The following is a 22,263-nucleotide window of genomic DNA, read 5'->3' on the forward strand; positions in this document are numbered from 1 at the left end:
AAGTGTATGTGTAAAAAAAAATTAAATGCCTTTAATCATTTTCTCTAAAGCATCCAGATGTGCTTTAAAGGCATATCTTCCCGGTTCAGTAAGTGTATAAGTTGTATTTGTTTTTTTTCCAATAAATGATTTCTGGACTTTCAGGTATTGGGCTTGTTCAAGTGTGTTTAAATGGGAGGCAAGATTACCATCTGTGAGTTCCAGCAACTGCTTCAGTTCATTAAAACTGACACTTTCGTTGACTATAAGTACTGACATTACGCCCAGCCTGATCCTACTGTCGAAAATCTTGTTAAGGGCTTCTATTGGATTTTTCATTATTTGGCCCTTTCGTATTTAAAATACATGATCATCCCGTAAAGGATATGTAGAAAACCAAAACCGGCCGCCCAGAAGTAAAGCCCATAACCAATATTGAACATGGCTATTAAGCCAAGAATTACTTCACAAAATCCTAAAAACCGGATGTCAGTATAAGTATACTTGCTGGCGTTGATCAGGGCCAGCCCATAAAATACCAGGCAGGAAGGTGCAATTAAACCATAGGTATTTGGATGAACGAGCAGCAGGGCAATGATGAACAGACCGCCAGATATTAGCGGGATAGCCAGATTAATGAGCAGATTTTTAGTCGTCCTGTCCCAAAATGGGAGGTTCTTCTTTTTGGTTTGTCTTAAGGTTAGCAGGAGGCCACCCACCAGTGCTACAAGGAGTACACCGAGACCTATTTTAATCAGGTTAAATTCTAAGTCAAGGTCAGATTGTCCGTAGGTGTACTGCCCATTGATATAATCAGTTATTTCTATATGGGCAAGATAGGCGCCTATAAGGGCGGTAAAACCCGCAAAAACTCCGGATAGCCCGCTTAAAGAAATGAATCTTGATGAACGGTTCATGATGTTCCTGATGTCGTTCAATGCATTGAGTTGTTCTTTCTGATTGCTCATTTTAAAAGTACTTTGTTTTTCAAAGTTAGCTCATATTTCTGATTTTCCAAATAATACTGAAGAAAATTTGTTGGGACATTTTTAGTTTATGGTTTTTTGTAAGTTTGCATCTATGCTAAAAGCCACAGGTATAAAAAAAGCTTATGGAAATCTGCCAATATTAAAAGGTGTTGATTTTGAAGTTGAAAAAGGGGAGATTGTAAGTATCATCGGTGCTTCGGGAGCCGGTAAAAGTACGCTTTTGCATATTTTAGGTACACTGGATAAACCTGATGAAGGAACTGTAGAGCTGAACGGAACAAAGGTGAGTAAGCTTTCGGGCGAACTGCTCAGTGTTTTTCGCAACCGTAACATCGGCTTTGTTTTCCAGTTTCATCACCTGTTGCCGGAATTTACAGCATTAGAAAACATCTGTATCCCGGCTTTTATTGCTAAAACGGCTAAGAAACAAGCAGAACAACGCGCTGCTGAATTGCTGGAGTTACTGGGTTTAAAAGACCGGGCAGATCATAAACCTAACCAGTTGTCAGGTGGAGAACAGCAACGGGTAGCGGTGGCCAGGGCATTGATCAATAATCCTGCAATCATTCTTGCAGATGAACCTTCAGGAAACCTGGATTCTGCAAACGCAAATGCCCTGCACGATTTTTTTATCACACTTAGGGATAATTTTAAACAAACTTTTGTCATTGTTACACATAATGAAGATCTGGCGAAGATCAGCGACAGGGTAGTAACCATGAAGGACGGTTTAATTATATATTAATGAAGATTTTGATTACCGGGGGGATGTCTTCCCAGGCATTAAAGCTGCTGGTCAAATTTACAGGAGATACCATAGTGCTGGCAGAATACGGTGAAGTACCCGCATTTCCGTCTGCAAAATATCAGTTCATCTCGCTGGGTGTCCGGAACGACGATATTATCGCGCACAATTTATTGAGCCATTGTCTTGATGAAGAGGTGGAAGCTATTTTGCCACTGCATGCTTTTGAAATTGCGGAAGTTGCAAAGTCGACCCTGCTTTTTAAAGAATTTAACATCCAGGTTTTAATGCCTGAGACAGATCAGGTTATCCAATAAAAAACAGGTAATGGCATTTGAGAAATATTTAAAAGACAATGAAGCTTTTATTTTTGAACTGGATGATGTGATTTATCCTGAAAAGGATTATCTGTTGCAGGTGTATTATCTGTTTGCCCAGTTTATTGAGTACGGGGAGCAAATGAGCGCCACCGATATAATTAAATTTATGCAGGCCACTTACCTGGAAGACGGTAGCACAAACCTGTTTGCTAAAACAGCTGCAAAATTCAACATCCCTGATAAATACCAGGTTAATTTTGACATGTTATTGCTAAGTGTACGGTTGCCGCTTAAGCTGCTTATATATGATAAAGTACTCCGTTTTTTACAGGAAATAGTGCTGGAACGAAAACAGATTTTTTTATTGGTACAGGGAAGTCCGGTAATGCAGCTCAACAAAATTAAGCAGACCGAATGGAATGGCCTGGAAAAATACCTTACGGTATATTTTACTGAAGAACTTACAGAGACGCCGAACCCTCTTAGGTCTATTGTTGAAAAACACGGGCTGAAAAAAGAAAAGACATTACTTCTGGGCCGGTCGGAATTTGCCAGGAAAAGTGCTGCAAATGTTAAAATATGTTATTTACCGGCTGAAGAACTATTTACTGATTAATTACGTTCATATTACTCGTATATTTATATAAAATATTGAAGATGATGAATGTAGTTTGGCAAAGGAAATATGCTTTCCTTTTGGTGCTGCTTATAATTATAGCCCTTGTGGCATGCAAAAAATCTAAAGTAACACCCGAGCCGGATCCGCCAGCATTAGGCTCAAATGCGAAGCAGACACCGACCACTAACAGGATGGAACTGACCAATGATTCTTTATTTTTGTATGCTCAGCAGATCTATTATTGGAATGCTTCTTTACCATCTTACGATGATTACTTGCCCCGTCAGTATAACACAGCCAGCTCAGAACTGGTGAATTATGAGAACAACCTGTATAATCTGGTCAAAACTTCCGCTTCTGCCGATTATATTGCGGGTAATTCTACTCCTAAATACTCTTATATTGAAGATATAAATGATAGAAACCCAAGTCCTACATCAAATGTGCCGAATTCAAAATCGGCCGTTGATCTGAATGGAAATGGAAATGATACTGGGGTGATGTGGATCCCCTTTGGCACCAACAGCAACTATACTATTTTTGTAACCGTGGTTTATCCGGGGTCTGATGCACAGGCAAAGGGTGTAAAAAGGGGCTGGGCAATTACCAAAATAAATGGCCGTTCATTTGGTACGAATTATAACAGCGAATTCAATGCCATTTATGACGAATTTGCTAAAAATACGGTGACCATAGAGGGATATAAATTTACCAATGATGTACAAGGTGAAACATTTAATGTGAGCTTAACCAAAAAATCTTACAGCAGCAGCCCGGTATACGAGTCTAAAGTAATTACTGTTGGAAATAAAAAAATAGGTTATCTGGCTTATGGTCGCTTTTCAAATGAAAGCAATTCTTTTACCGCTTTAGGTGATGTCTTTAGTAGTTTCGCCACACAGAATGTTACCGATCTGGTAATTGATTTAAGGTACAATGGTGGCGGCTACATCAGTACTGCCGAACGTTTGATTAACCTTATTGCGCCAATATCGGCTACTGGAGTCATGTACAAGGAGTATTATAATGCAACATTGAGGGACGGAAAGGCCACCATTATGAAAAAACAGCCGGTGCTGGATGACAATGATAAGGTACGGTATAAAAACGGACGGATCATGAATTATTTTGATGATATCGATTACACTGTTGCCGGAAATACCTATTCCTTTAGTAAAATAGGAAACCTGACGGGTGTAAACAATATTGTGTTCCTGGTTTCCCGCAATACAGCATCTGCAAGTGAACTGGTGATCAATTCATTAAAACCCAAAATGAATGTTAAACTGGTTGGACAAACTACTTATGGGAAACCAATTGGGTTTTTTCCAATACGGCTTCAAAACAAGTATGACGTGTTCTATTCCTTGTTCGAAACTAAAAATTCGGCTGATCAGGGTGGATATTTCTCTGGGATGGTACCTGATATAAGTGCGTTGGAAAATCCAACATACCAGTTGGGTGATGAAAAGGAAATTTACCTGGCCAGGGCCATTAGTCTATTAACGCCGGTTACAACAACGGGCACTGCATCTGGTGCAAAAGCAGTATTAAGTATTGGAAACAAAACCATTTCTCTTGAAGGTCAAAATTTCACAGCCCCTGTGGGTGAGGGAGCTGGCTTTGTAGGAATGATTGAAAATCGCCATAAAGCCAAGTGATAAATTAAGCGGCTGTTAATCAGAAGACTTTGTCATGTATCAGAAATTTTATTGACACAATTGTGTGAATGCCTTTGAAGTATGGCGCTTTTTTTGTTTATTGGTATTGTAATTAGGGGGTTAAACGAGTGTTTAACCAGTATTTAGCTAGTATATTATGTTAGGGGAATTAATCGCGAAAGAAGCAATAGATATCAGCCAGATTGTGCCAGCTGATCAAAATCATACAGAAGAATTAAGGGATAAATTAAATTCAGCCCAACGTTTGGGTAATGAGTTTAAGTCAAAAGCAGACATCACTTTCAATACCAAAGAAGGACCTAAAACGGTTTCGACTACGGTATGGTCAGTTACAGAAAAATACATTCAACTTAAAAATGGAATCCACATTCCATTGACAAGCTTAATCGAAATAGACTTCTAGGTTTTATTGTTTTTTCATACGTTGCTTTTCGTGGAAAAGCTGTTGGATATCACGTTCTTTATCGATGTTATTGATGATCTCTAAGATTGCATTGCTGGCATCAATAAAAAAAGTTTTGTTAATGTGCTGATATTCATCGCTTGCTTTGTGGTAATCTTTATGGTCCTCCACGCCGAAATAGATAAACGGAATATTTTTATCGTTAAATGCCGAATGGTCACTTTGTCTGGTCCAGTCATCTTTGCCCAGCGCGGGGTCATCATGGCCAAATAGTACTTTGAGGTTGGGGTTTGTGGTATAAAAATAGTTTTTTAGCAGTGGGTATTTAAATGTGCCACAGGCATAAAGTTCTCCCTTGTCGTTATGACTGATCATATCCATATTGATGTTCATGATGATCTGCTCAAGGTTTACCGGTGGGTTTGCTACAAATGCTTTTGCCCCTTGCAGGCCCATTTCTTCCCCATCAAATGCGGCAAAAATTAGGGTATGGTTAGGTTTATGTGTTTGATAATAGGTGGCAAATTTGAGCAATGCGGCTACACCGGAAGCATTGTCATCTGCACCATTGTATATTTCGTTCCTGATGATACCAATATGATCATAATGTGCAGAGATCACCATCACTTTATCGCTTTTTCCAGCTATAAAACCGATGATGTTCTTGCCCCCAATCGATCCTTTGCTGGTGTTAAATGAAAAATCCTGCGCATAGCCCTTAAGCTGAGGAAACGATTTTAATCCAATTTCCTTAAAACGGTTGCTGAGATAGGTTCCGGCCATTTCTGCTCCTTTAGTTCCTGTTTTTCGACCTTCATAAGCATCAGAAGAAAGTATTTCCACATCGCTTAGTAAAGTTTGATCTGCTGCGTTCACTGTTGTGTTTTTTACGGAACTGCAGCTTAACAATAAGGCCAACGATAACAACAGGTAGGTATTCATATACATGGGCTTAGACATGGTATAAAGGTAATTATATTGGCCGATATAACGACAATGCTATTTTTGTAAAAACTTATGGAAGGCCCTGCTGTTTTAAACTAATCCGCCTAATTTGGGCTTATTGTTAATCATAAAATTTTTAAAATAGAATACAGGCGTTTAGGAAAATCAGGATTGCAGGTAGGTGCATTGTCCCTCGGTAGCTGGCGTACTTCTGCCGATAAATTGACTGTCCCCTTGTTAACCGGGGAAGTCATGATAAAGATTGAAGACATTGTGCAGACTAAACCAAAGGTGGTTCAGTTTTAAATCCTAACATCAAGTGAAAAGGCCTGTTCAATATTTTGAACAGGCCTTTCGTATAAACGGAGTTATGGTTTTAGTAATAGGTCAGCCTGATTACACCAGCCATTTTTTTGGCAAGGCGGACCACTTGTCTGGTATACCCGTATTCGTTATCGTACCAGGCATAAAGTACAATCGACTTGTTGTCTTTTGCGATGATGGTAGCCGGACCATCGATAATGGAGGCATGACTGTTTCCAATCAGGTCTGTGCTTACCAGTTCATTTGAAATGGAATACTCAATCTGCTCAGAGAGGTCACCAAATAAGGAAGCTTGTTTTAAAACCTCGCTTACTTCTTCTTTAGAAGTTATCTTATTTAAAGATAAGTTTAATATAGCCAGCGAAACATTGGGGGTAGGGACCCGTACCGCATTGCCCGTTAATTTACCACCTAAATGGGGGATTACCTTAGCTACTGCTTTATCTGCACCGGTTTCTGTGATAACCAGGTTTAGTGCTGCGGAACGTCCGCGACGGTATTTTTTATGGTAGTTGTCTAGTAAGTTCTGATCATTTGTATAAGAATGTACAGTTTCTATATGACCTTTTTCAATGCCGAAAGCATCATCAACAATTTTCAGCACAGGAACTATAGCATTTGTAGTGCAGGAAGCATTTGATAAGATGTTTTCAGCTTTGAAATCTACACCTGTATCGTTTATGCCAGCCACAATATTGGGGATATCGCCTTTAGCCGGTGCGGTAAGCAGCACCTTGCTGATCCCTTTAGCCTTCAGGTGTCTGCTTAAGCCTTCGCGATCACGGTAAATACCTGTATTGTCTATTAAAAGCGCATCTTTAATGTCGTAAGCTGTATAATCTACAGTTTCCGGAGCAGTAGCAACGATAAATTGAATGGTCTGACCATTGACGATCAGGGCCCTATTCTCGAAATCTTCAACTATAGTACCATTAAAAGGGCCATGAATAGAATCTGTGCGTAGCAGTTCAGCTCTTTTGATCAATTCTTCATCGCTGTAACTTCTGGTTACAATTGCCCTTAAACGAAGCTGCTCTCCTTTACCTGCCTGCAGAATAAGTTCACGGGCAGCTATCCGTCCAATGCGACCGAAGCCAAATAATACCACATCTTTTGGTTTCAGGCTGATCTTGTCTTTTCCAATATGTTTACTGAGTTTGCTAACTACAAAATCATGAATAGAAGAATAGTTGTTGTTGTCTGTCAGCCATTCTGAAGCCAGACGGCCAACATCGACCCTGGAGGGCGCAAGATTACATTTTGCAATGGTTGTGGCAAGTTCTAAAGTCTCATAAATGCTGATGTCTTTACCGCTTACTTCTTTGGCGTACTGGTGATGTGCCAGGATTTCACTACTGCCTACATCAAATAAAGGCTTTCGGAACAATACAAGCTCAACAGACCTGTCGAACCATAGCTGACCAACAATATTGATGAGCTCAATAGCTTTCTTTTCTTTTTCAATCCAGTTTTGGAACTCGGACTGGTACTTCTTTAACATGTCAGGAATTTTTGGTTAGAATGGCACAAAAATAAAAAAGATCGGGCGAGTACCCAATCTTTTTACTTTATAATTTTGCCGCTTGCTTATCCCAAATATGATTTTAATATTTTGCTTCTTGAAGTATGACGCAAACGCTGCAGTGCTTTGTCTTTGATCTGACGAACACGCTCGCGTGTCAAATTAAATTTCTCGCCAATCTCTTCTAAAGAAAGCGGGTGGTTTGTACTTAACCCAAAGAAGAGCACAATGATTTCACGTTCACGTTCAGTTAAAGTGGAAAGGGAGCGTTTGATCTCTTCTGAAAGCGATTCATTGATCAGGCTGCTGTCTGTATTTGGTTCATGATTTTCCAATACATCCAGCAAGGTGTTTTCTTCACCTTGAACAAAAGGTGCATCCATAGACACGTGGCGACCAGAATTGCTTAAAGTGTCGGAGATTTTATCAACCGTTGTTTCTAAAATATCTGCCAGTTCTTCAGGAGATGGCTCGCGTTCATATTCCTGCTCTAATTTAGAAAATGCTTTACTGATTTTACTTAATGAGCCAACCTGGTTCAAGGGCAAACGTACAATACGGCTTTGCTCGGCAATAGCCTGCAAAATCGACTGACGGATCCACCAAACCGCATAAGAGATAAATTTAAAACCCTTAGTTTCATCAAAACGCTTTGCTGCTTTAATCAAGCCCAGGTTACCTTCGTTAATTAAGTCTCCCAAAGTTAAACCCTGGTTTTGATATTGTTTCGCTACCGAAACCACAAAGCGTAAATTGGTTTTTGTTAAGCGTTCTAATGCAGCCTGATCACCTTCCCTTATCTTCCGTGCCAGTATTACTTCTTCTTCTGCTGTGATTAAATCCACTTTACCAATCTCGTGAAGGTATTTGTCTAATGATTGACTTTCGCGATTGGTAATTGATTGCGTGATTTTGAGTTGTCTCATTTATATGTTTTGGTACTCGTTATGTATTTTGAACGTGCAAAAGTAAGAATTTTAAGGCAACTTATGAAACATAAATTCCTGAAAATGTTACACTTTACAACTGTAATTTGCATTATGTTAGATCAGCAATAATTATTCCAAAATACTTTTGTCAGCATTTCATGTTTATGCTTGTGATTATCGTTAATTTATTGTTAGTCAATGATTTGATGTAAGATGTTGATAATATCCCGATAAAGTTTTATCTAAAATATTACTTTCTTCTATAAATTCTGTCAATAAAATTAGATTTGGCCGGTTTTTATTTGGAGTGATTACACTACAGCTGAATTTTTATAGTTTACAAAAATAAACAGGCCTGTCAAGACTATGTTCAGCACAGCATTGACAGGCTCGGATGGTATTTGGTTTGAAATAACTAACTCAGATCTGAAACTTCTGCATCCGGTGCATTCTTCTTTACAGATTCAATTCCGTTATCTCTGCTTGATTCACTTTCATACATTTCACTATTTCCGATCGCCTGTCCGTTTGAGGCTTTTAAATTAAAATAAGGCTTTCCATTTGAAGAGGTTTTTCTTTCAAATTTGCTATCGTCTTGCGAATTTTTTCTAACAGATTCGATGCCGTTGTTACATGCACTTTTAGTGGTATAACCTTCGCTGCTTAAAATGACCTGTCCGTTTCCCGCTTTTAAATTGAATTGGTACTCTCCATTTTTTCTGGTAGTAATTTCAAACTTACCCATGATACTTTTCTTTAATTTGTTTTTTAATTAGGTTGACTTTACAATTCAATGTATAAAAAACAAATATTAAACAGAAATGATCGGCAACTTTTTTTTGTTTAACCTGTTAAATATTGAATTGGGTAGCTATTTAACAAGGTCAGCCCTTAAACACTGGCCAAATCGAAACTCTGGTCCAGTCTGATGCCTTTTTCAGTCTGTTGTAGTGTACAACATTCGTTAACCGGGTCATGCTCCAGGTACAAAATATATTGATTGTCCAGCGCTTCCTGTAAAAAGTTTTTCTTCTCGCTTAGTGTTTTCAAAGGAAACATATCGTAAGCCATTACATAGGGAAGAGGGATATGTCCAACAGAGGGCAGCAGATCTGCCATATAAACAATAGTTTTTCCTTTGTATTGTATTTGCGGCAGCATCATAGCATCTGTGTGCCCGTATGCAAAGCGAATAATTATACCGTCATGAAAAGCTACACCATCGGTATCCGCAATAAACCTGAGCTGTCCGCTTTCCTGTATCGGCAGGATGTTCTCTTTCAAAAAGGAAGCTTTTTCTCTGTCGTTGGGATGAACTGCCCAATCCCAATGCCTGGCATTGCTCCAGTAAAATGCATTTTTAAATGCAGGACGAAGTTTATCACCTGTTCGGACAATAGAACCTCCGCAATGATCAAAATGCAGGTGCGTTAAAAATACATCAGTAATGTCGTCACGGCTAAAACCCTTTGCTGCCAGGGATTTATCTAAAGTATCATCGCCATGGAGGTCATAATGTCCTAAGAATTTGGCATCCTGTTTATCACCGATCCCATTGTCAATCAATATCAGCCGCTCTCCGTCTTCAATCAGCAAACAGCGCATGGCCCAGGTACAAAGATTATTGCTGTCAGCCGGATTGCTGCGCTGCCATATCGATTTAGGTACCACACCAAACATGGCGCCCCCATCCAGTTTAAAAAAGCCTGTATTAATCGTATATAAATTCATGGTCAGAATAAGTTAGTGCAAAATTCAAAAAAATATGCTGTGATCATAATAAATGTAAATATAAGGAAAGCACCAGTAAGGGTGGAGCACAAAAAATATCCTGAAATATGAAAAAAAAATGCGCAAAAAAAGAGGTAGTTAAAAACCACCCCTCAATTTTTTATCAACTAATTTTGTGTCTTATAAATGTATAACCTCTCCATACGCATCAGCAGCAGCTTCCATAATTGCTTCGCTCATCGTTGGGTGCGGATGTACAGACTTAATCATCTCGTGTCCTGTTGTTTCCAGCTTACGGGCAACAACAATCTCAGCAATCATTTCCGTTACGTTGGCACCAATCATGTGTGCGCCCAGCAACTCACCATATTTTGCATCAAATATCAGTTTTACAAAACCATCTTTAGCACCCGCTGCGCTTGCTTTACCAGATGCCGAGAATGGAAATTTGCCAATCTTTAGTTCATACCCTGCTGCTTTTGCTGCCTTTTCTGTATAACCTACAGAAGCAATCTCGGGGCTGCAGTAAGTACATCCGGGGATGTTGTTGTAATCCAAAGGTTCCGGTTTGTGGCCAGCAATCTTCTCTACACAGATAATGCCTTCCGCAGAAGCAACGTGAGCAAGGGCCTGTCCACCAACGATATCACCAATGGCATAATAACCCTTTACAGAAGTATTGTAAAACTCGTCTACTACCACTTTACCTTTTTCTGTTTTGATACCAGTTTCTTCCAAACCAAGATGCTCAATATTGGCAACAACTCCGGCAGCAGAAAGCACGATATCACATTCTAAAGTTTGCATACCAGCAGCAGTTTTTACCTGAACTTTACATCCTGCACCGCTGGTATCTACAGACTCTACACTGGAAGAAGTCATGATTTCAATTCCTGCTTTTTTGAAACTGCGTAGCAATTGTTTAGATACGTCTTCATCCTCAACAGGAACTACATTGTCCATAAACTCTACAATAGTAACCTTAGTACCTAAAGTAGCATAGAAATAAGCGAATTCTACACCGATAGCACCAGAGCCAACAACAACCATTGATTTTGGTTGTTCAGGCAATACCATCGCCTGTCTGTATCCGATCACTTTTTTGCCGTCCTGCTTTAGATTAGGCAATTCTCTTGATCTTCCACCTGTAGCCAATATGATACTAGTTGCAGTGTATTCTTTTTGTGATCCGTCAGCAGCTTTAACTTCTACTTTATTGCCAGATTTAACTTTGCCGCTGCCCATGATCACATCAATCTTGTTCTTTTTCATCAGGAACTGAACGCCTTTACTCATGCCGTCGGCAACACCACGACTGCGTTTGATCACAGCAGCAAAATCCGCCTCAGCTTCAGCAGTTTTAATTCCATACTCAGCGGCATGGTTAATATATTCAAATACCTGAGCGCTTTTTAGCAATGCTTTGGTTGGTATACAGCCCCAGTTAAGGCATATTCCACCTAAGGATTCGCGTTCAACTACTGCAGTTTTCAAACCTAACTGAGAAGCTCTGATCGCAGCCACATATCCACCAGGACCGCTGCCAATTACAATTACATCGTAGTTCATATCTTTATTAAAAGGAATTTAACTTTAGTACGCACCAAAATTATAAAAAATTGTTCATTAAACCTGTCATGCAGTATAGGAATGTGTGATTTGAATGATAAGTGTACAAATAACACTTAATTCCAAAAAGCATTGTTATATGGAATTGATATAAATAACTGATAAACTGTAGGTTGCATATTTAATCCAATTGTTAAATGTTGAAAAATACCCGCATTATTAATAATTATTTAACATTGAAAAAGAAATGCATGCATAATAAATATTTAACTTTGCGGTGATATTTTAAGTATCATGATTAAAAAACATTATTAACTAACTTAAAAAGTATGAAGAAATCTTTACTAGTTTTCTCTTTACTGCTACAATTTGTTGCTATAGGCGCATTTGCCCAGCAAACAATTAAGGGTAAAGTGATCGATTCATTGACTAAAGAGTCATTGCCAGGAGCTGTTGTAGCTTTAAAAGGAACTGGTGTGTCTACCTCTACCTCATCAGATGGTGCTTTTTCTATTAAAAAACAGGATGGGGCCAGTATTCTGGTTATTTCTTACATCGGTTACAACCGTAAGGAAGTTGTTGTACCTGCGGGTAAAAATGATCTTGGCTTTATCACTTTAACTTCCAGTTCAAATACAATGGATGAGGTAATGATTGTAGCCAATAACATCGCCATTGACAGGAAAACGCCAGTTGCAATTTCTGTTGTTAATTCGGAAAGAATAGCAGAAAAAGGTGGTCAGCAGGAATTTCCTGAGCTGCTTAAATCTACGCCGGGTGTATATGCAACAAAAGGTACCGGTGGTGGTTTTGGTGATTCAAGGATTAACATGAGGGGATTCCAGAGTGCCAACATTGCAGTAATGATCAATGGTATTCCTGTAAATGATATGGAAGACGGGCGTGTATTCTGGTCTAACTGGGCCGGACTTAACGATGTAACGAGTTCTATACAGGTACAAAGAGGTTTGGGAGCTTCTAAAGTAGCAGTTCCTTCCCTTGGTGGTACCGTCAATATTCAAACCCGGACTACGGACGTTAAAAAAGGAGGTTTTATTTACCAGGGACTAGGTAGCTATGGTTTTAATAAAACTACATTTTCTTACTCGACAGGCTTAACAGATAAGGGTTGGGCATTTTCTGCCATGGGCTCCAGAAATGTGGGTGATGGTTATGTAAATGGTTTGGCGTATGAGGCATATAGTTATTTCTTCAATGTATCTAAGATAATTAATGCAAAACATACCTTATCGTTAACAGGTTTTGGCGCACCTCAGTACCATGCGTCCAGATTTGAACGTTTTAATCTTGCCTATTACAAAGAGGCCCCTCAGGGTAACAAATTCAACCCTAATTATGGTATTCTTGATGGAAAAGAAAAAACGATCAGCGGTAATTATTATCATAAACCTCAGGTTTCCCTGAACCACAGCTGGATCATTGACGAAACATCTTCATTATCTACGGCAATATATGGATCGATGGGTAGAGGAGGAAATGAATTCCCGAACAATGCCAATCTTTTTCTGACTACCAGAACTGGTAACAAATACACACCGGTTGATATAGATGCATTGGTAGATTTAAATACGGCAGCACAGGACGGTAAAGCTGTTGCATACCTGCAGTCATACAGAAACGACCATACCTGGGGTGGTTTGTTGAGTACTTATAAGAAAAAGCTGAATGATAAATTTGATTTGTTAGCCGGACTTGATTTAAGAGAATATAAAGGAGTACACTACAACTCAGTAAGAAATTTGCTGGGTGCTGAATACGTTTTAGACGTGTATAGTGGAACACCTACAACAAGCAGAGGCGGTGGTAACATCAATAATCCAATTAACATGGCTAAAACCGGTGATAAAATTGGATTTTACTATGATGGCTTAGTAGGCTGGCAGGGTGCTTTTGTTCAGGGAGAATATTCATACGAAGATTTATCTGCATTTGTGTCCTTGTCTGGATCCAATACCTCTTATCAGCGTGTTGATCATTTTCGGTATTTAGATACTGATCCGTTGCGCAAGAGTGTAAAAGTAAACTTTTTTGGATATCAGGCTAAGGGAGGTGCGAACTACAACCTTGATCAGAACCATAATGTATTTGCTAATGTTGGTTATTTTGAAAAAGCGCCGATTTTTGAAGCTGTTTTCACAGGCTATCAGAATACAAAGAACCCTGACGCACTTACAGAAAAAATTCTTAGCTACGAATTGGGATATGGCTACAGAAGCACCAGGTTTTCTGGTAACGTTAATTTATATCGTACAACCTGGAAAGACAGAACTACAAATACAGCCTTTTACGATACGCAAACTCAACAGTTTTATACGGCAAATTTAACTGGTGTTGACGCATTGCATCAGGGGGTGGAAGTTGATTTCAAATATACCCCTGTGAAATCGTTAACAATTAACGGGATGCTTTCTGTTGGAGACTGGAAATGGTCAAATAATGTTCCGCAGGCCATTGTACTGGATGTAAATGGTAACCCTTTACAGAATGGTGGTACAATTGGACCTATTTACACCAAAAATCTTAAGGTTGGTGACCAGCCTCAGACAACTTTAGCCTTGGGCGCAGCCTTTAATGTAACCGAAGATTTAAAAATCGGAGCTGACTATAATTACTTCACTAATTTTTACTCTTCATTCGTTCCTACTGCAATCACAAAGGAAAACCTGAAGCCTTGGCGTGTGCCAAGCTATTCTCTGGTAGATGTCAATGCTGTATTTAAATTCAAATTTGCAGGGGTGGGTTCCTCTTTATTTGCAAACGTAAACAACTTGCTTGATGTTGAATACATTTCTGATGCAAATGCATTTTTTGACAATACAACGGGTGTAAGCGATGCAAATAATGCCAATGTATACTATGGTGCCGGCAGAACATGGACAGTTGGGTTAAAAGTTAATTTTTAAAATAATTCTTATGAAAAAGAACATATTATACCTTGTAGCGTTTATTAGCATGATATTCACTGCCTGCAATCCTTTAAAGGATGAAATAAATAATTTGAAGCCAAATACGGACACTAAAACAATGGCGCTCACAGTCACCACCAACTATTCGTCAGCAGCAGCAGCTAACACGGGTATTGTGGCAACGCTCAACAAAGACTATGCTCAAATGCCGAACGGCACCAAAGCTAACGTGGTTTACAATGCAATACCAGCGCAGATCAAGCCCGCTGATAGTTTGTTGAAGAAGATCACTTACATAGTTACTGATGCTGATTATGCAGCTACCAACGGTAATGCTTTTAAGAATTTTTCTGCTATCAATGTTTTAAAATTCCTAGGAACAAAATATCCGGTTGCTGTTGATAAGCAATTGGCTGTGCTAAGCTATGTTTACTTTGAAAGCGGGGCTACCAGCAGTGCTGGTGTGGCGGTAGTAGAAACATTTATTTTCTTAAATAACGAATGGATTAAGGCATATCAGGTTTCGCAGGCACAATACATCTCTGCTGGTAAATTAACGGTCTTTAATTTTGGTGCAGCTGATGAGGCCAACCTTACAGGATTTTTTAATACATTTTTAAAATCTGACGCATCAGTTGCTGCAAAGGCCAAGGCAGGTGATATTAAATATGTATCGTTCGCATACTTTGCCTCAAGCAATACCTATCAGAGAATAAAGGCATTAATATTTGACGGAGTCAATTGGGGTACAAAGGCTATACCATCTGCGCCGCTGGCTTTTCTTAAGAAAAACGGAACATGGATCCCAGATCCTACTGTTTATTATACACTAATCCGGGCCGATTACAATACTATTGGTGCAAGCACGGTTGGAACAGCAGCCGCCAGAGCTAACCTGGCGCAATTTGGTTCCTTTGATGTAAGTGGAGGTGCTAATAACTGGCCTGATGCTGATATTAATGCGGGTTTAATCGTAATCTTAAATGTAAAATATGCTAGTGCGCCTGTAGACGAAACAGTGCTGTACAAAATTACATATGCATTGTTCAGAGGTGCAGGTCCTACAGGAACAAAAAGTTTTGCTAAAACAGCAACAGGATTTGTGTTTGTTCCGGAGACCAACTAATTTAAAATTAGCTATACCTTAATGAAAAAAAGCCCTGATTCATCATAAATCAGGGCTTTTTTTGTTCCGGCGATGCACCTAATAACAATATATTTTATATTTTTACCGTTTAAATCTCATTTAATATTATGGTAAAGATCTTTGTTGGGGGGCTAAAACCAAATGTTTCTGAATTGGACCTGGTTATGTTTATAAGTCTCCGTGCTCAGGTGAACACCATTAAAGTTGTACGCGATAAGGTAACTAAACGGTGTAAGGGCTATGCTTTTTTAGAAATGGCCAATCAGGCAGAAGCGGAAAAGGCTGTTGCTTTGCTGAATGGGGAAGAGTTTGAAGGCCAGGTGCTCAATATCAAAATCTCAGAAGAGGTGGCGCCTGCGCCTAAAGTAAAAACCGGTAACTCTTATCAAAAGAAGAGACCGAGGATTTAACAGCTATTAAGCCGGTATTTATATGGTAGAATTGATAAGACAACCCTGGCCGTGGTACTTCTCCGGCCTTATGATCGTACTCATCATGCTTATGCTGATATTCTGGGGCAAGACCTTTGGTTTTTCGGCTAACCTAAGAACCATTTGCAGTATGGCAGGTGCAGGCCGGAAGAATAGCTTTTTTGATTTCGACTGGAAAGCACAGCGCTGGAACTTACTTTTCCTGTTGGGGGCAGTTATAGGGGGCTGGATTTCTGCCAGGTATCTGAGTAATCCGGAAGACATGGTGCTGTCGGCTGCTACGATTACTGATCTTAAAGTTTTAGGTTTCAGCTTTAAAGGGGGGGTGAACCCGGACGAACTGTTCAGCCTGCAGGCACTTACAGCGCCAAAAGTATGGCTGTTGTTACTGCTAGGGGGTGGGCTTGTCGGCTTTGGTTCCCGCTATGCCGGGGGCTGTACCTCCGGGCATGCCATTTCAGGTCTTTCTAATTTGCAGCTTCCTTCCCTGGTGGCGGTAATTGGTTTCTTTATTGGTGGTTTATTGATGACATGGGTAATTATGCCCTTAATTTTTTAGTGCAATGAAGTCCCTGAAATATATTTTGGCCGGAATACTTTTTGGCATTGTAATGGCAAAATCCCAAGCGATATCCTGGTACCGCATCCAGGAAATGTTCAGGTTCCAGGCTTTTCATATGTACGGGATCATCGGAACAGCAGTTGTGCTGGGGACGATTAGCGTATGGCTGATCAAAAAGTGGAAGTTAAAGGATACGTCAGGAATGCCGATTGTTTTTAAAGCTAAAGAAAGGGCATATCCACGTTACCTTATTGGTGGCAGCATATTTGGACTGGGTTGGGCCTTAACCGGTGCCTGTCCGGGGCCAATGTTTGTAAACCTGGGCTATGGTTACCTGGCCATGGCCATTGTAATTGCAGGTGCTCTGGGTGGTACCTATTTATATGGTGTCCTGAAAAATAAACTACCGCATTAAATCTGTTTAACTGAGCGAGAGCAGGCGGTTACGCACCAATAAGCACGCACCAACGATACCAGCGCGCTCACCCAGCATCGACATTTTCAGATTGGTGTCCTGGTTTACCAGGCTTAAAGAATACTTATTGATGGCACTCTTGATCGGGAGCCTGATGTATTCTTCAGTTGCGGCAAGGCTTCCTCCCAAAATAACAAGTTCGGGATTAAATAAATTGATCAGCAGGGCAATGCCCCGGCCGAGGTTATCTCCGATCTTTGCGATCAGTTCAATAGCAAGCACATCATCATTAATGGCCGCGTTGATGATGTCTTCCATCTTTAAGTCTGCAGTATTGGCATTGTTTTGAGATAAAATAGATGATGAACCAGCCAGCAGGCGCTCTTTAAACATCCTCGCTAATGCCCAGCCTGAAGCCTCGGTTTCCAGGCAACCTTTTTTGCCACAATGGCAAATGATCTCATTGTCAAAAAGAGGGATATGCCCAAATTCACCAGAATATCCGGATTTTCCATAATACAATTGTCCGTTTACCAGTATTCCTAAGCCGATGCCATAGTCCAGGTTTAAGAAAAGCACATTTTTTTCTGCATTCACTACTCCGGCAGAAAACTCTCCGTAGGCCATTGATTTTGAATCGTTTTCCAGGAAAACGCGAATGCCTACTTTGGATTCAATGATCTTGCTGAGTGGTTCTTCGTTGAAATAAAAAAAGCTATAGCTATATCCGGTTGCGTAATTGATCCTTCCCGAAAGGTTAATGCCAATGCCAAGTAATTTTTCTTTAGGAATGGTAAGCTCGTTAACGAAGTCTTTGATCAGGTTGCAAAGCGCTTCCAATGACTCTTTATTGTTATCGAGGTTATAAGGCAGGCTTTCGGATACTTTAATCAGGTTTTTCTGAAGGTCAGATAAGCCTATGTTGATATGGCTTTGTTTGATATCAACACCAATAAAAAATGCAGAATCAGGAACAAGGCCATATAAATTGGGCTTACGTCCGCCGGTTGATTCAACTTTTCCGTAATCCTTTATCAATCCGTCGTTAATCAGGTCGCTTAAAAGGGTAGTAACTTTAGGAGCACTCAGGTTCAGTTCCTTGCAAAGATCTGCTATGGTGGCATTGCCCACATTAGCACAATAACTGATCACGTTTTTTTTAAGGTTAACATTTTTGTATGCAACACCTGTTACATTCTCGCTATTTAATTCTTCGAAAAAAGTTTTTCCCATTTTATGTATTACAAATTCTTCTTTAAAACTTTCTGTTGCTATAATCGTGTTATTTTCTGCAAATTAAAGCTTATTTATTCAGAATTCGGGGAATCTTTTTTACCCTGATAAAATTTATAGTTAGGATGAATGTTCCAACAATTTGTTCCTGATCAGCAGACAGCTGCCGATTACACCCGCTTCTTCCCCAAGTTTGGACAGTTTCAGTTTGGTGTCGTTGTTCATCAGGCTTAAAGAATATTTATTTACAGCACTTTTTATAGGTAATTGAATATATTCTCCGGTTTCTGCGAGTATGCCACCAAGTACAATCAGTTCGGGATTAAATATGTTAATTAACATGGCTATGCCCCGACCAAGTATTTCGCCCATTTTGGCCAGTAGCTCTATAGAAAGTACATCATCATTATTTGCTGCGCCGATGATGTCTTTTACCTGGAGTTGATCCAGCCTTTTTTTATCAATTATAGTAGTTGATCCGGATTCCACACTGGCCTTGAACATTCTGATCAATCCTTGTCCTGAAGCTTCCGTTTCCAGACAACCCTTTTTTCCACACTGGCAAATGATTTCATTATCGAGTAGGGGGACGTGTCCCAATTCGCCTGCGAAGCCAGATTTTCCATAATACAGCTTTTTATTGAGCATAATGCCCATCCCTATGCCATAATCAAGGTTTAGGAATAGCACATCTTCTTCTTCCTTCACTACACCGGCACTAAACTCTCCATAAGCCATCGCTCTTGAGTCGTTTTCCAGGAGCGTCTTTATTCCAAGTTCTTTTTCAATAATAGTGCTTAGTGGATCTTCATAAAAATTAAAGAAACTATAGCTATAGCCTGTAGCATGGTTGATGCGACCGGTAAGATTAATGCCTAGCCCCAATATTTTATGTTTTGGAATTGAAGTGTTGTGGATAAATTCTTTGATCAACCTGCACAGCTCATAAAGGGCATCTTTATCATTGTTGAGTTGATAAGGGATGTGCTTGGTTATTTTTATCGTTGTTTTTTGAAGGTCAATTAAACCAATGTTGATGTGGTTATGTTTTACATCCACACCAAGAAAAAAGCCCGAATCAGGAACAAGTCCATATACATTAGGTTTTCGTCCTCCGGTAGAGCCAACTTTGCCAAAATCTTTTACTATTCCTTCTGCAATCAGGGTTGCAACCAGCGTAGTTACTTTAGGAATACTTAAGTTCATTTCCTTACAAAGGTCTGCTATTGTTGCATTGCCCTTGTCTGCCAAGTAGGAAATTATTATTTTTTTGACGCTGATGTTCTTGTAAGCCATTCCGCTTAATTGCTCATTCTGCTCTTCAAAAGTTGTCTTCATTAAATGAGGATATTACTGATCAAAAATAATATATAGTTAATATAGATTTTATTTTTTTTTATAAAGATATGAAAAGTACATATGATTTGCAATTTCAAATACATTTGATTTTAAATGATTTCATAACGTTATTTGAGTTTTAATTGGTTTATGATCGGTTTTATAAAATCAATGCAAAAGAAGATGGTAACAAAATCGTTAATCTTTAATGTATTTAATAAAAAATATTAAAAAGATTTGAATAGTAAATAAAATATATGTTAATTAGCATAAAATTGAAAATATGGTAAAAGCTTTGTTTCTGTCTGCGTTTTTGTTTATTGCTTCGCTTTCCTTGGCCCAGGAAAAAACAAGAGAATTGTATATAGCAGGATCGACCAATAACGATATGGTTAAAGTGCTTTCTGCCTGTAAACTTAAATTTTCTTTTTCTAACCATCCTGATGAGGCTATTAAAAAAGCAAAATTAAATTCGTCAGTATTGTTGTTCGCAGACGGCTATCCTCAGCATCGTTTGGCCATAAGTGAGGCTTCTTTTCGGGCTATCCGGGATAAAAAACTTAAAGTTTATATAGAGTTCCCTAAAGAAATTCCGGGGATAACTATGAGTTCACGGTCAAATTATATTAAACTGGAACGCGGTATTGTTCACAGTAGTAAAATACAAGGGCTTGATTCATTGGATTTGCTGGGCTTAACCGACCATCATTATGTAGTTGCCAAAGCTGCAAAATCTTTTCTGTTGTTGGGTAAGGTGGCGGGGTACGATAAAGCGGATTTTGGCATTTCAGATGTAGAAACCTATCCGCTTCTTTTTAAACACCAGCAATTCATTGTAGGTACAACTAAATTAAGTGACGCCATTTCCTCACGTTTTGGCCCTGCAGCTTCCTGGATAAAGGCATGGAGTTTTATTTTGCAGGAAATGGGAGTTGATTTACCTAAAGGTAGTTTGGAACGTCACTGGATTAAAGATCTTGCCCCAAGTTATCCGGCTGGTGCAACCTTACCAAAGGATGCAGTCAAAAAAAGCATACGTCGCGGAACCGACTGGTTCTATAATTCCCGTTTGCTGGTTCACCCCAGCTGGCAGGATACCTTTACAAAACGAACATCAAAAAACGGCGTAGATGTAGTTTATCCTCCAATTGACAAGACTGCCGCAATAGGAGATGGTACGCTCGGTATTCTGGAAGGACATTCTTCATTTATTAATGCAGACGGATCCCAACCCGTGCGCTGGTGGCTTAGGGCGGATTGTCAGGCCGAGGTGGCTTATGCTTTATCTTCTTCTGCAAAAACATTATCGGAGAAAAAATACAGCAAAACTGCAGTAAATCTGTTGAATCACCTCTTTAAAGTCTCAAATTTGCGCTCAGCTGAAAGAAATGTTCCTTCAAGTCCTTCCTTTGGATTAATTGGCTGGGCAACTACAGATCCTGATGCCTATTATGGAGATGACAATGCCAGAACCATTCTTGCAGCTATTGGCGCTGCGGTAAATCTGGAATCAAGCAACTGGGATAAATATATTGTTGAAGGCATTCTGGGTAATTTCAGAACGGCTGGCAAAAATGGTTTCAGAGGCCCCTGGTTTAGAGATGCAGCTATGCAAAAAACAAGCTGGACGGCATTAGGTCAGCGGGAGATCGTAAATGTACATCCGCATTATGAAGCCTGGCTTTGGGCTTGCTATTTATGGCTTTATGACAAAACTGGTCATGAGCCGCTGTTAAAGAAAGCAAAAGAGGCTATTGCCATCACCATGAAAACCTATCCTGATTGGAAATGGACTAATGGCATACAGCAGGAATACACCAGGATGATCCTGCCCCTGGCATGGCTGGTAAGAATAGAAAATACAAAGGAACATCGGGAATGGCTCAGTTTTGTATGTAGCAAATTATTGGAAGACCTGACCAAAGACGGTGCAATAACAGAAAAACTGGGTAAAGCCGGGTTTGGACGATATGAACGCATAGCTTCCAATGCCGAATATGGATCTAAAGAGGCACCATTGATTTCTACAAACGGAGATCCTGTTACTGATCTGCTCTATACCCTCAATTTTGCTTTCTTTAGTTTAAACGAAGCTGCTGCTGCAACAGGAGAGGAGAAATATGCAAATGCCAGCACAAGTATTGCCAATTTTATGCTTAGGGCCCAGGTAAGAAGCCCCGCACATATGGATTTAGATGGGGCCTGGTTCAGGGCGTTCGATTATAAAAGATGGGACTACTGGGCTTCAAATGCTGACTCGGGATGGGGTCCCTGGGGAACTTTAACCGGATGGACACAAAGTTGGATCATTAACGGATTGATCCTTAAAAGCCAGAACCAAAACCTTTGGGACAATTCCAGGCGCAGCTATCAGGCCCCCGGTTTTAAGATGCTGGCTCAGGAACGTATAAAAACCATGTTAAACGAAAAGTAAGAACAGTTTTACAACCTTA

The 22,263-nt window shown here is 39.7% G+C and carries 21 protein-coding genes; 11 read left to right on the top strand and 10 right to left on the bottom strand.

All coding sequences use genetic code 11. The features are described 5' to 3' along the window. Nucleotides 1-21: 21 nt before the first annotated feature. Nucleotides 22-318 (bottom strand): transcriptional regulator, encoded by a 297-nt coding sequence (locus R2Q85_RS00675; protein WP_316809807.1) that lies wholly within the window; start codon nt 316-318, stop codon nt 22-24. Then, nucleotides 318-947 carry a hypothetical protein gene (locus R2Q85_RS00680; RefSeq protein WP_316809808.1) on the bottom strand — a complete coding sequence of 210 codons (630 nt, stop codon included), beginning with the start codon at nt 945-947 and terminating at the stop codon, nt 318-320. Before R2Q85_RS00680 ends, R2Q85_RS00675 begins: the two co-directional genes overlap by 1 nt. A gap of 112 nt (nt 948-1,059) precedes the next feature. Here R2Q85_RS00680 and R2Q85_RS00685 point away from each other — a divergent pair, with 112 nt between their 5' ends. From R2Q85_RS00685 to R2Q85_RS00705, 5 genes are all read left to right on the top strand, one after another. Continuing rightward, nucleotides 1,060-1,713, top strand: coding sequence for an ABC transporter ATP-binding protein (locus tag R2Q85_RS00685; RefSeq protein WP_316809809.1), 654 nt, complete (start codon nt 1,060-1,062; stop codon nt 1,711-1,713). Then, complete coding sequence (locus R2Q85_RS00690) at nt 1,713-2,030, top strand: hypothetical protein (protein WP_316809810.1); 318 nt, start codon at nt 1,713-1,715, stop codon at nt 2,028-2,030. The genes R2Q85_RS00685 and R2Q85_RS00690 overlap by 1 nt, the downstream gene beginning before the upstream one ends. A 10-nt stretch (nt 2,031-2,040) precedes the next feature. Next, nucleotides 2,041-2,649: an HAD hydrolase-like protein gene (locus tag R2Q85_RS00695; protein ID WP_316809811.1), complete on the top strand. Its 609-nt coding sequence runs from the start codon at nt 2,041-2,043 to the stop codon at nt 2,647-2,649. Between the two features lie 41 nt (nt 2,650-2,690). After that, complete coding sequence (locus tag R2Q85_RS00700; RefSeq protein WP_316809812.1) at nt 2,691-4,313, top strand: S41 family peptidase; 1,623 nt, start codon at nt 2,691-2,693, stop codon at nt 4,311-4,313. A 157-nt stretch (nt 4,314-4,470) separates the two neighbouring features. Further along, complete coding sequence (locus tag R2Q85_RS00705; protein ID WP_316809813.1) at nt 4,471-4,737, top strand: hypothetical protein; 267 nt, start codon at nt 4,471-4,473, stop codon at nt 4,735-4,737. A gap of 3 nt (nt 4,738-4,740) precedes the next feature. Here R2Q85_RS00705 and R2Q85_RS00710 read toward each other — a convergent pair whose 3' ends face one another. The 6 genes from R2Q85_RS00710 to lpdA all read right to left on the bottom strand — a co-directional run bounded on the left by R2Q85_RS00710 (nt 4,741) and on the right by lpdA (nt 11,757). After that, nucleotides 4,741-5,697, bottom strand: a complete 957-nt coding sequence (locus R2Q85_RS00710) for a M28 family peptidase (RefSeq protein ID WP_316809814.1) — start codon at nt 5,695-5,697, stop codon at nt 4,741-4,743. A gap of 361 nt (nt 5,698-6,058) precedes the next feature. Continuing rightward, nucleotides 6,059-7,507 (bottom strand): glyceraldehyde-3-phosphate dehydrogenase, encoded by a 1,449-nt coding sequence (locus R2Q85_RS00715; RefSeq protein WP_316809815.1) that lies wholly within the window; start codon nt 7,505-7,507, stop codon nt 6,059-6,061. 86 nt (nt 7,508-7,593) lie between these two features. After that, nucleotides 7,594-8,454 carry an RNA polymerase sigma factor RpoD/SigA gene (locus R2Q85_RS00720; RefSeq protein WP_008242129.1) on the bottom strand — a complete coding sequence of 287 codons (861 nt, stop codon included), beginning with the start codon at nt 8,452-8,454 and terminating at the stop codon, nt 7,594-7,596. A 418-nt stretch (nt 8,455-8,872) separates the two neighbouring features. Continuing rightward, on the bottom strand, nt 8,873-9,202 hold the full coding sequence (locus tag R2Q85_RS00725) for a YegP family protein (protein ID WP_316809816.1): 330 nt from the start codon (nt 9,200-9,202) through the stop codon (nt 8,873-8,875). Nucleotides 9,203-9,348: 146 nt separating this feature from the next. Then, nucleotides 9,349-10,188, bottom strand: a complete 840-nt coding sequence (locus R2Q85_RS00730; protein ID WP_316809817.1) for an MBL fold metallo-hydrolase — start codon at nt 10,186-10,188, stop codon at nt 9,349-9,351. A gap of 180 nt (nt 10,189-10,368) precedes the next feature. Next, nucleotides 10,369-11,757 carry a dihydrolipoyl dehydrogenase gene (lpdA, locus tag R2Q85_RS00735; protein WP_316809818.1) on the bottom strand — a complete coding sequence of 463 codons (1,389 nt, stop codon included), beginning with the start codon at nt 11,755-11,757 and terminating at the stop codon, nt 10,369-10,371. A gap of 329 nt (nt 11,758-12,086) precedes the next feature. Here lpdA and R2Q85_RS00740 point away from each other — a divergent pair, with 329 nt between their 5' ends. The 5 genes from R2Q85_RS00740 (at nt 12,087) to R2Q85_RS00760 (ending at nt 17,239) form a co-directional block, all read left to right on the top strand. Continuing rightward, nucleotides 12,087-14,681: a TonB-dependent receptor gene (locus tag R2Q85_RS00740; protein WP_316809819.1), complete on the top strand. Its 2,595-nt coding sequence runs from the start codon at nt 12,087-12,089 to the stop codon at nt 14,679-14,681. A gap of 10 nt (nt 14,682-14,691) precedes the next feature. Then, nucleotides 14,692-15,810 (top strand): hypothetical protein, encoded by a 1,119-nt coding sequence (locus tag R2Q85_RS00745; protein ID WP_316809820.1) that lies wholly within the window; start codon nt 14,692-14,694, stop codon nt 15,808-15,810. Nucleotides 15,811-15,938: 128 nt separating this feature from the next. After that, entirely contained in the window at nt 15,939-16,241 is a 303-nt protein-coding gene (locus R2Q85_RS00750; RefSeq protein WP_316809821.1) for an RNA-binding protein, read from the top strand. A gap of 22 nt (nt 16,242-16,263) precedes the next feature. Then, nucleotides 16,264-16,821 carry a YeeE/YedE family protein gene (locus tag R2Q85_RS00755; RefSeq protein ID WP_316809822.1) on the top strand — a complete coding sequence of 186 codons (558 nt, stop codon included), beginning with the start codon at nt 16,264-16,266 and terminating at the stop codon, nt 16,819-16,821. Nucleotides 16,822-16,825: 4 nt separating this feature from the next. Continuing rightward, on the top strand, nt 16,826-17,239 hold the full coding sequence (locus tag R2Q85_RS00760; RefSeq protein WP_316809823.1) for a DUF6691 family protein: 414 nt from the start codon (nt 16,826-16,828) through the stop codon (nt 17,237-17,239). Between the two features lie 6 nt (nt 17,240-17,245). Here R2Q85_RS00760 and R2Q85_RS00765 read toward each other — a convergent pair whose 3' ends face one another. Beyond that, on the bottom strand, nt 17,246-18,472 hold the full coding sequence (locus R2Q85_RS00765) for an ROK family transcriptional regulator (protein ID WP_316809824.1): 1,227 nt from the start codon (nt 18,470-18,472) through the stop codon (nt 17,246-17,248). Nucleotides 18,473-18,592: 120 nt separating this feature from the next. After that, nucleotides 18,593-19,810, bottom strand: coding sequence for an ROK family transcriptional regulator (locus R2Q85_RS00770; protein WP_316809825.1), 1,218 nt, complete (start codon nt 19,808-19,810; stop codon nt 18,593-18,595). Between the two features lie 283 nt (nt 19,811-20,093). On the opposite strand from R2Q85_RS00770, the gene R2Q85_RS00775 reads away from it, so the two are divergent. Then, nucleotides 20,094-22,244, top strand: a complete 2,151-nt coding sequence (locus R2Q85_RS00775) for a hypothetical protein (RefSeq protein WP_316809826.1) — start codon at nt 20,094-20,096, stop codon at nt 22,242-22,244. Nucleotides 22,245-22,263 lie beyond the last annotated feature (19 nt).

This window comes from Pedobacter heparinus (genome assembly GCF_032678725.1).
In the GTDB taxonomy this organism is placed as follows: Bacteria; Bacteroidota; Bacteroidia; order Sphingobacteriales; family Sphingobacteriaceae; genus Pedobacter; species Pedobacter heparinus_A.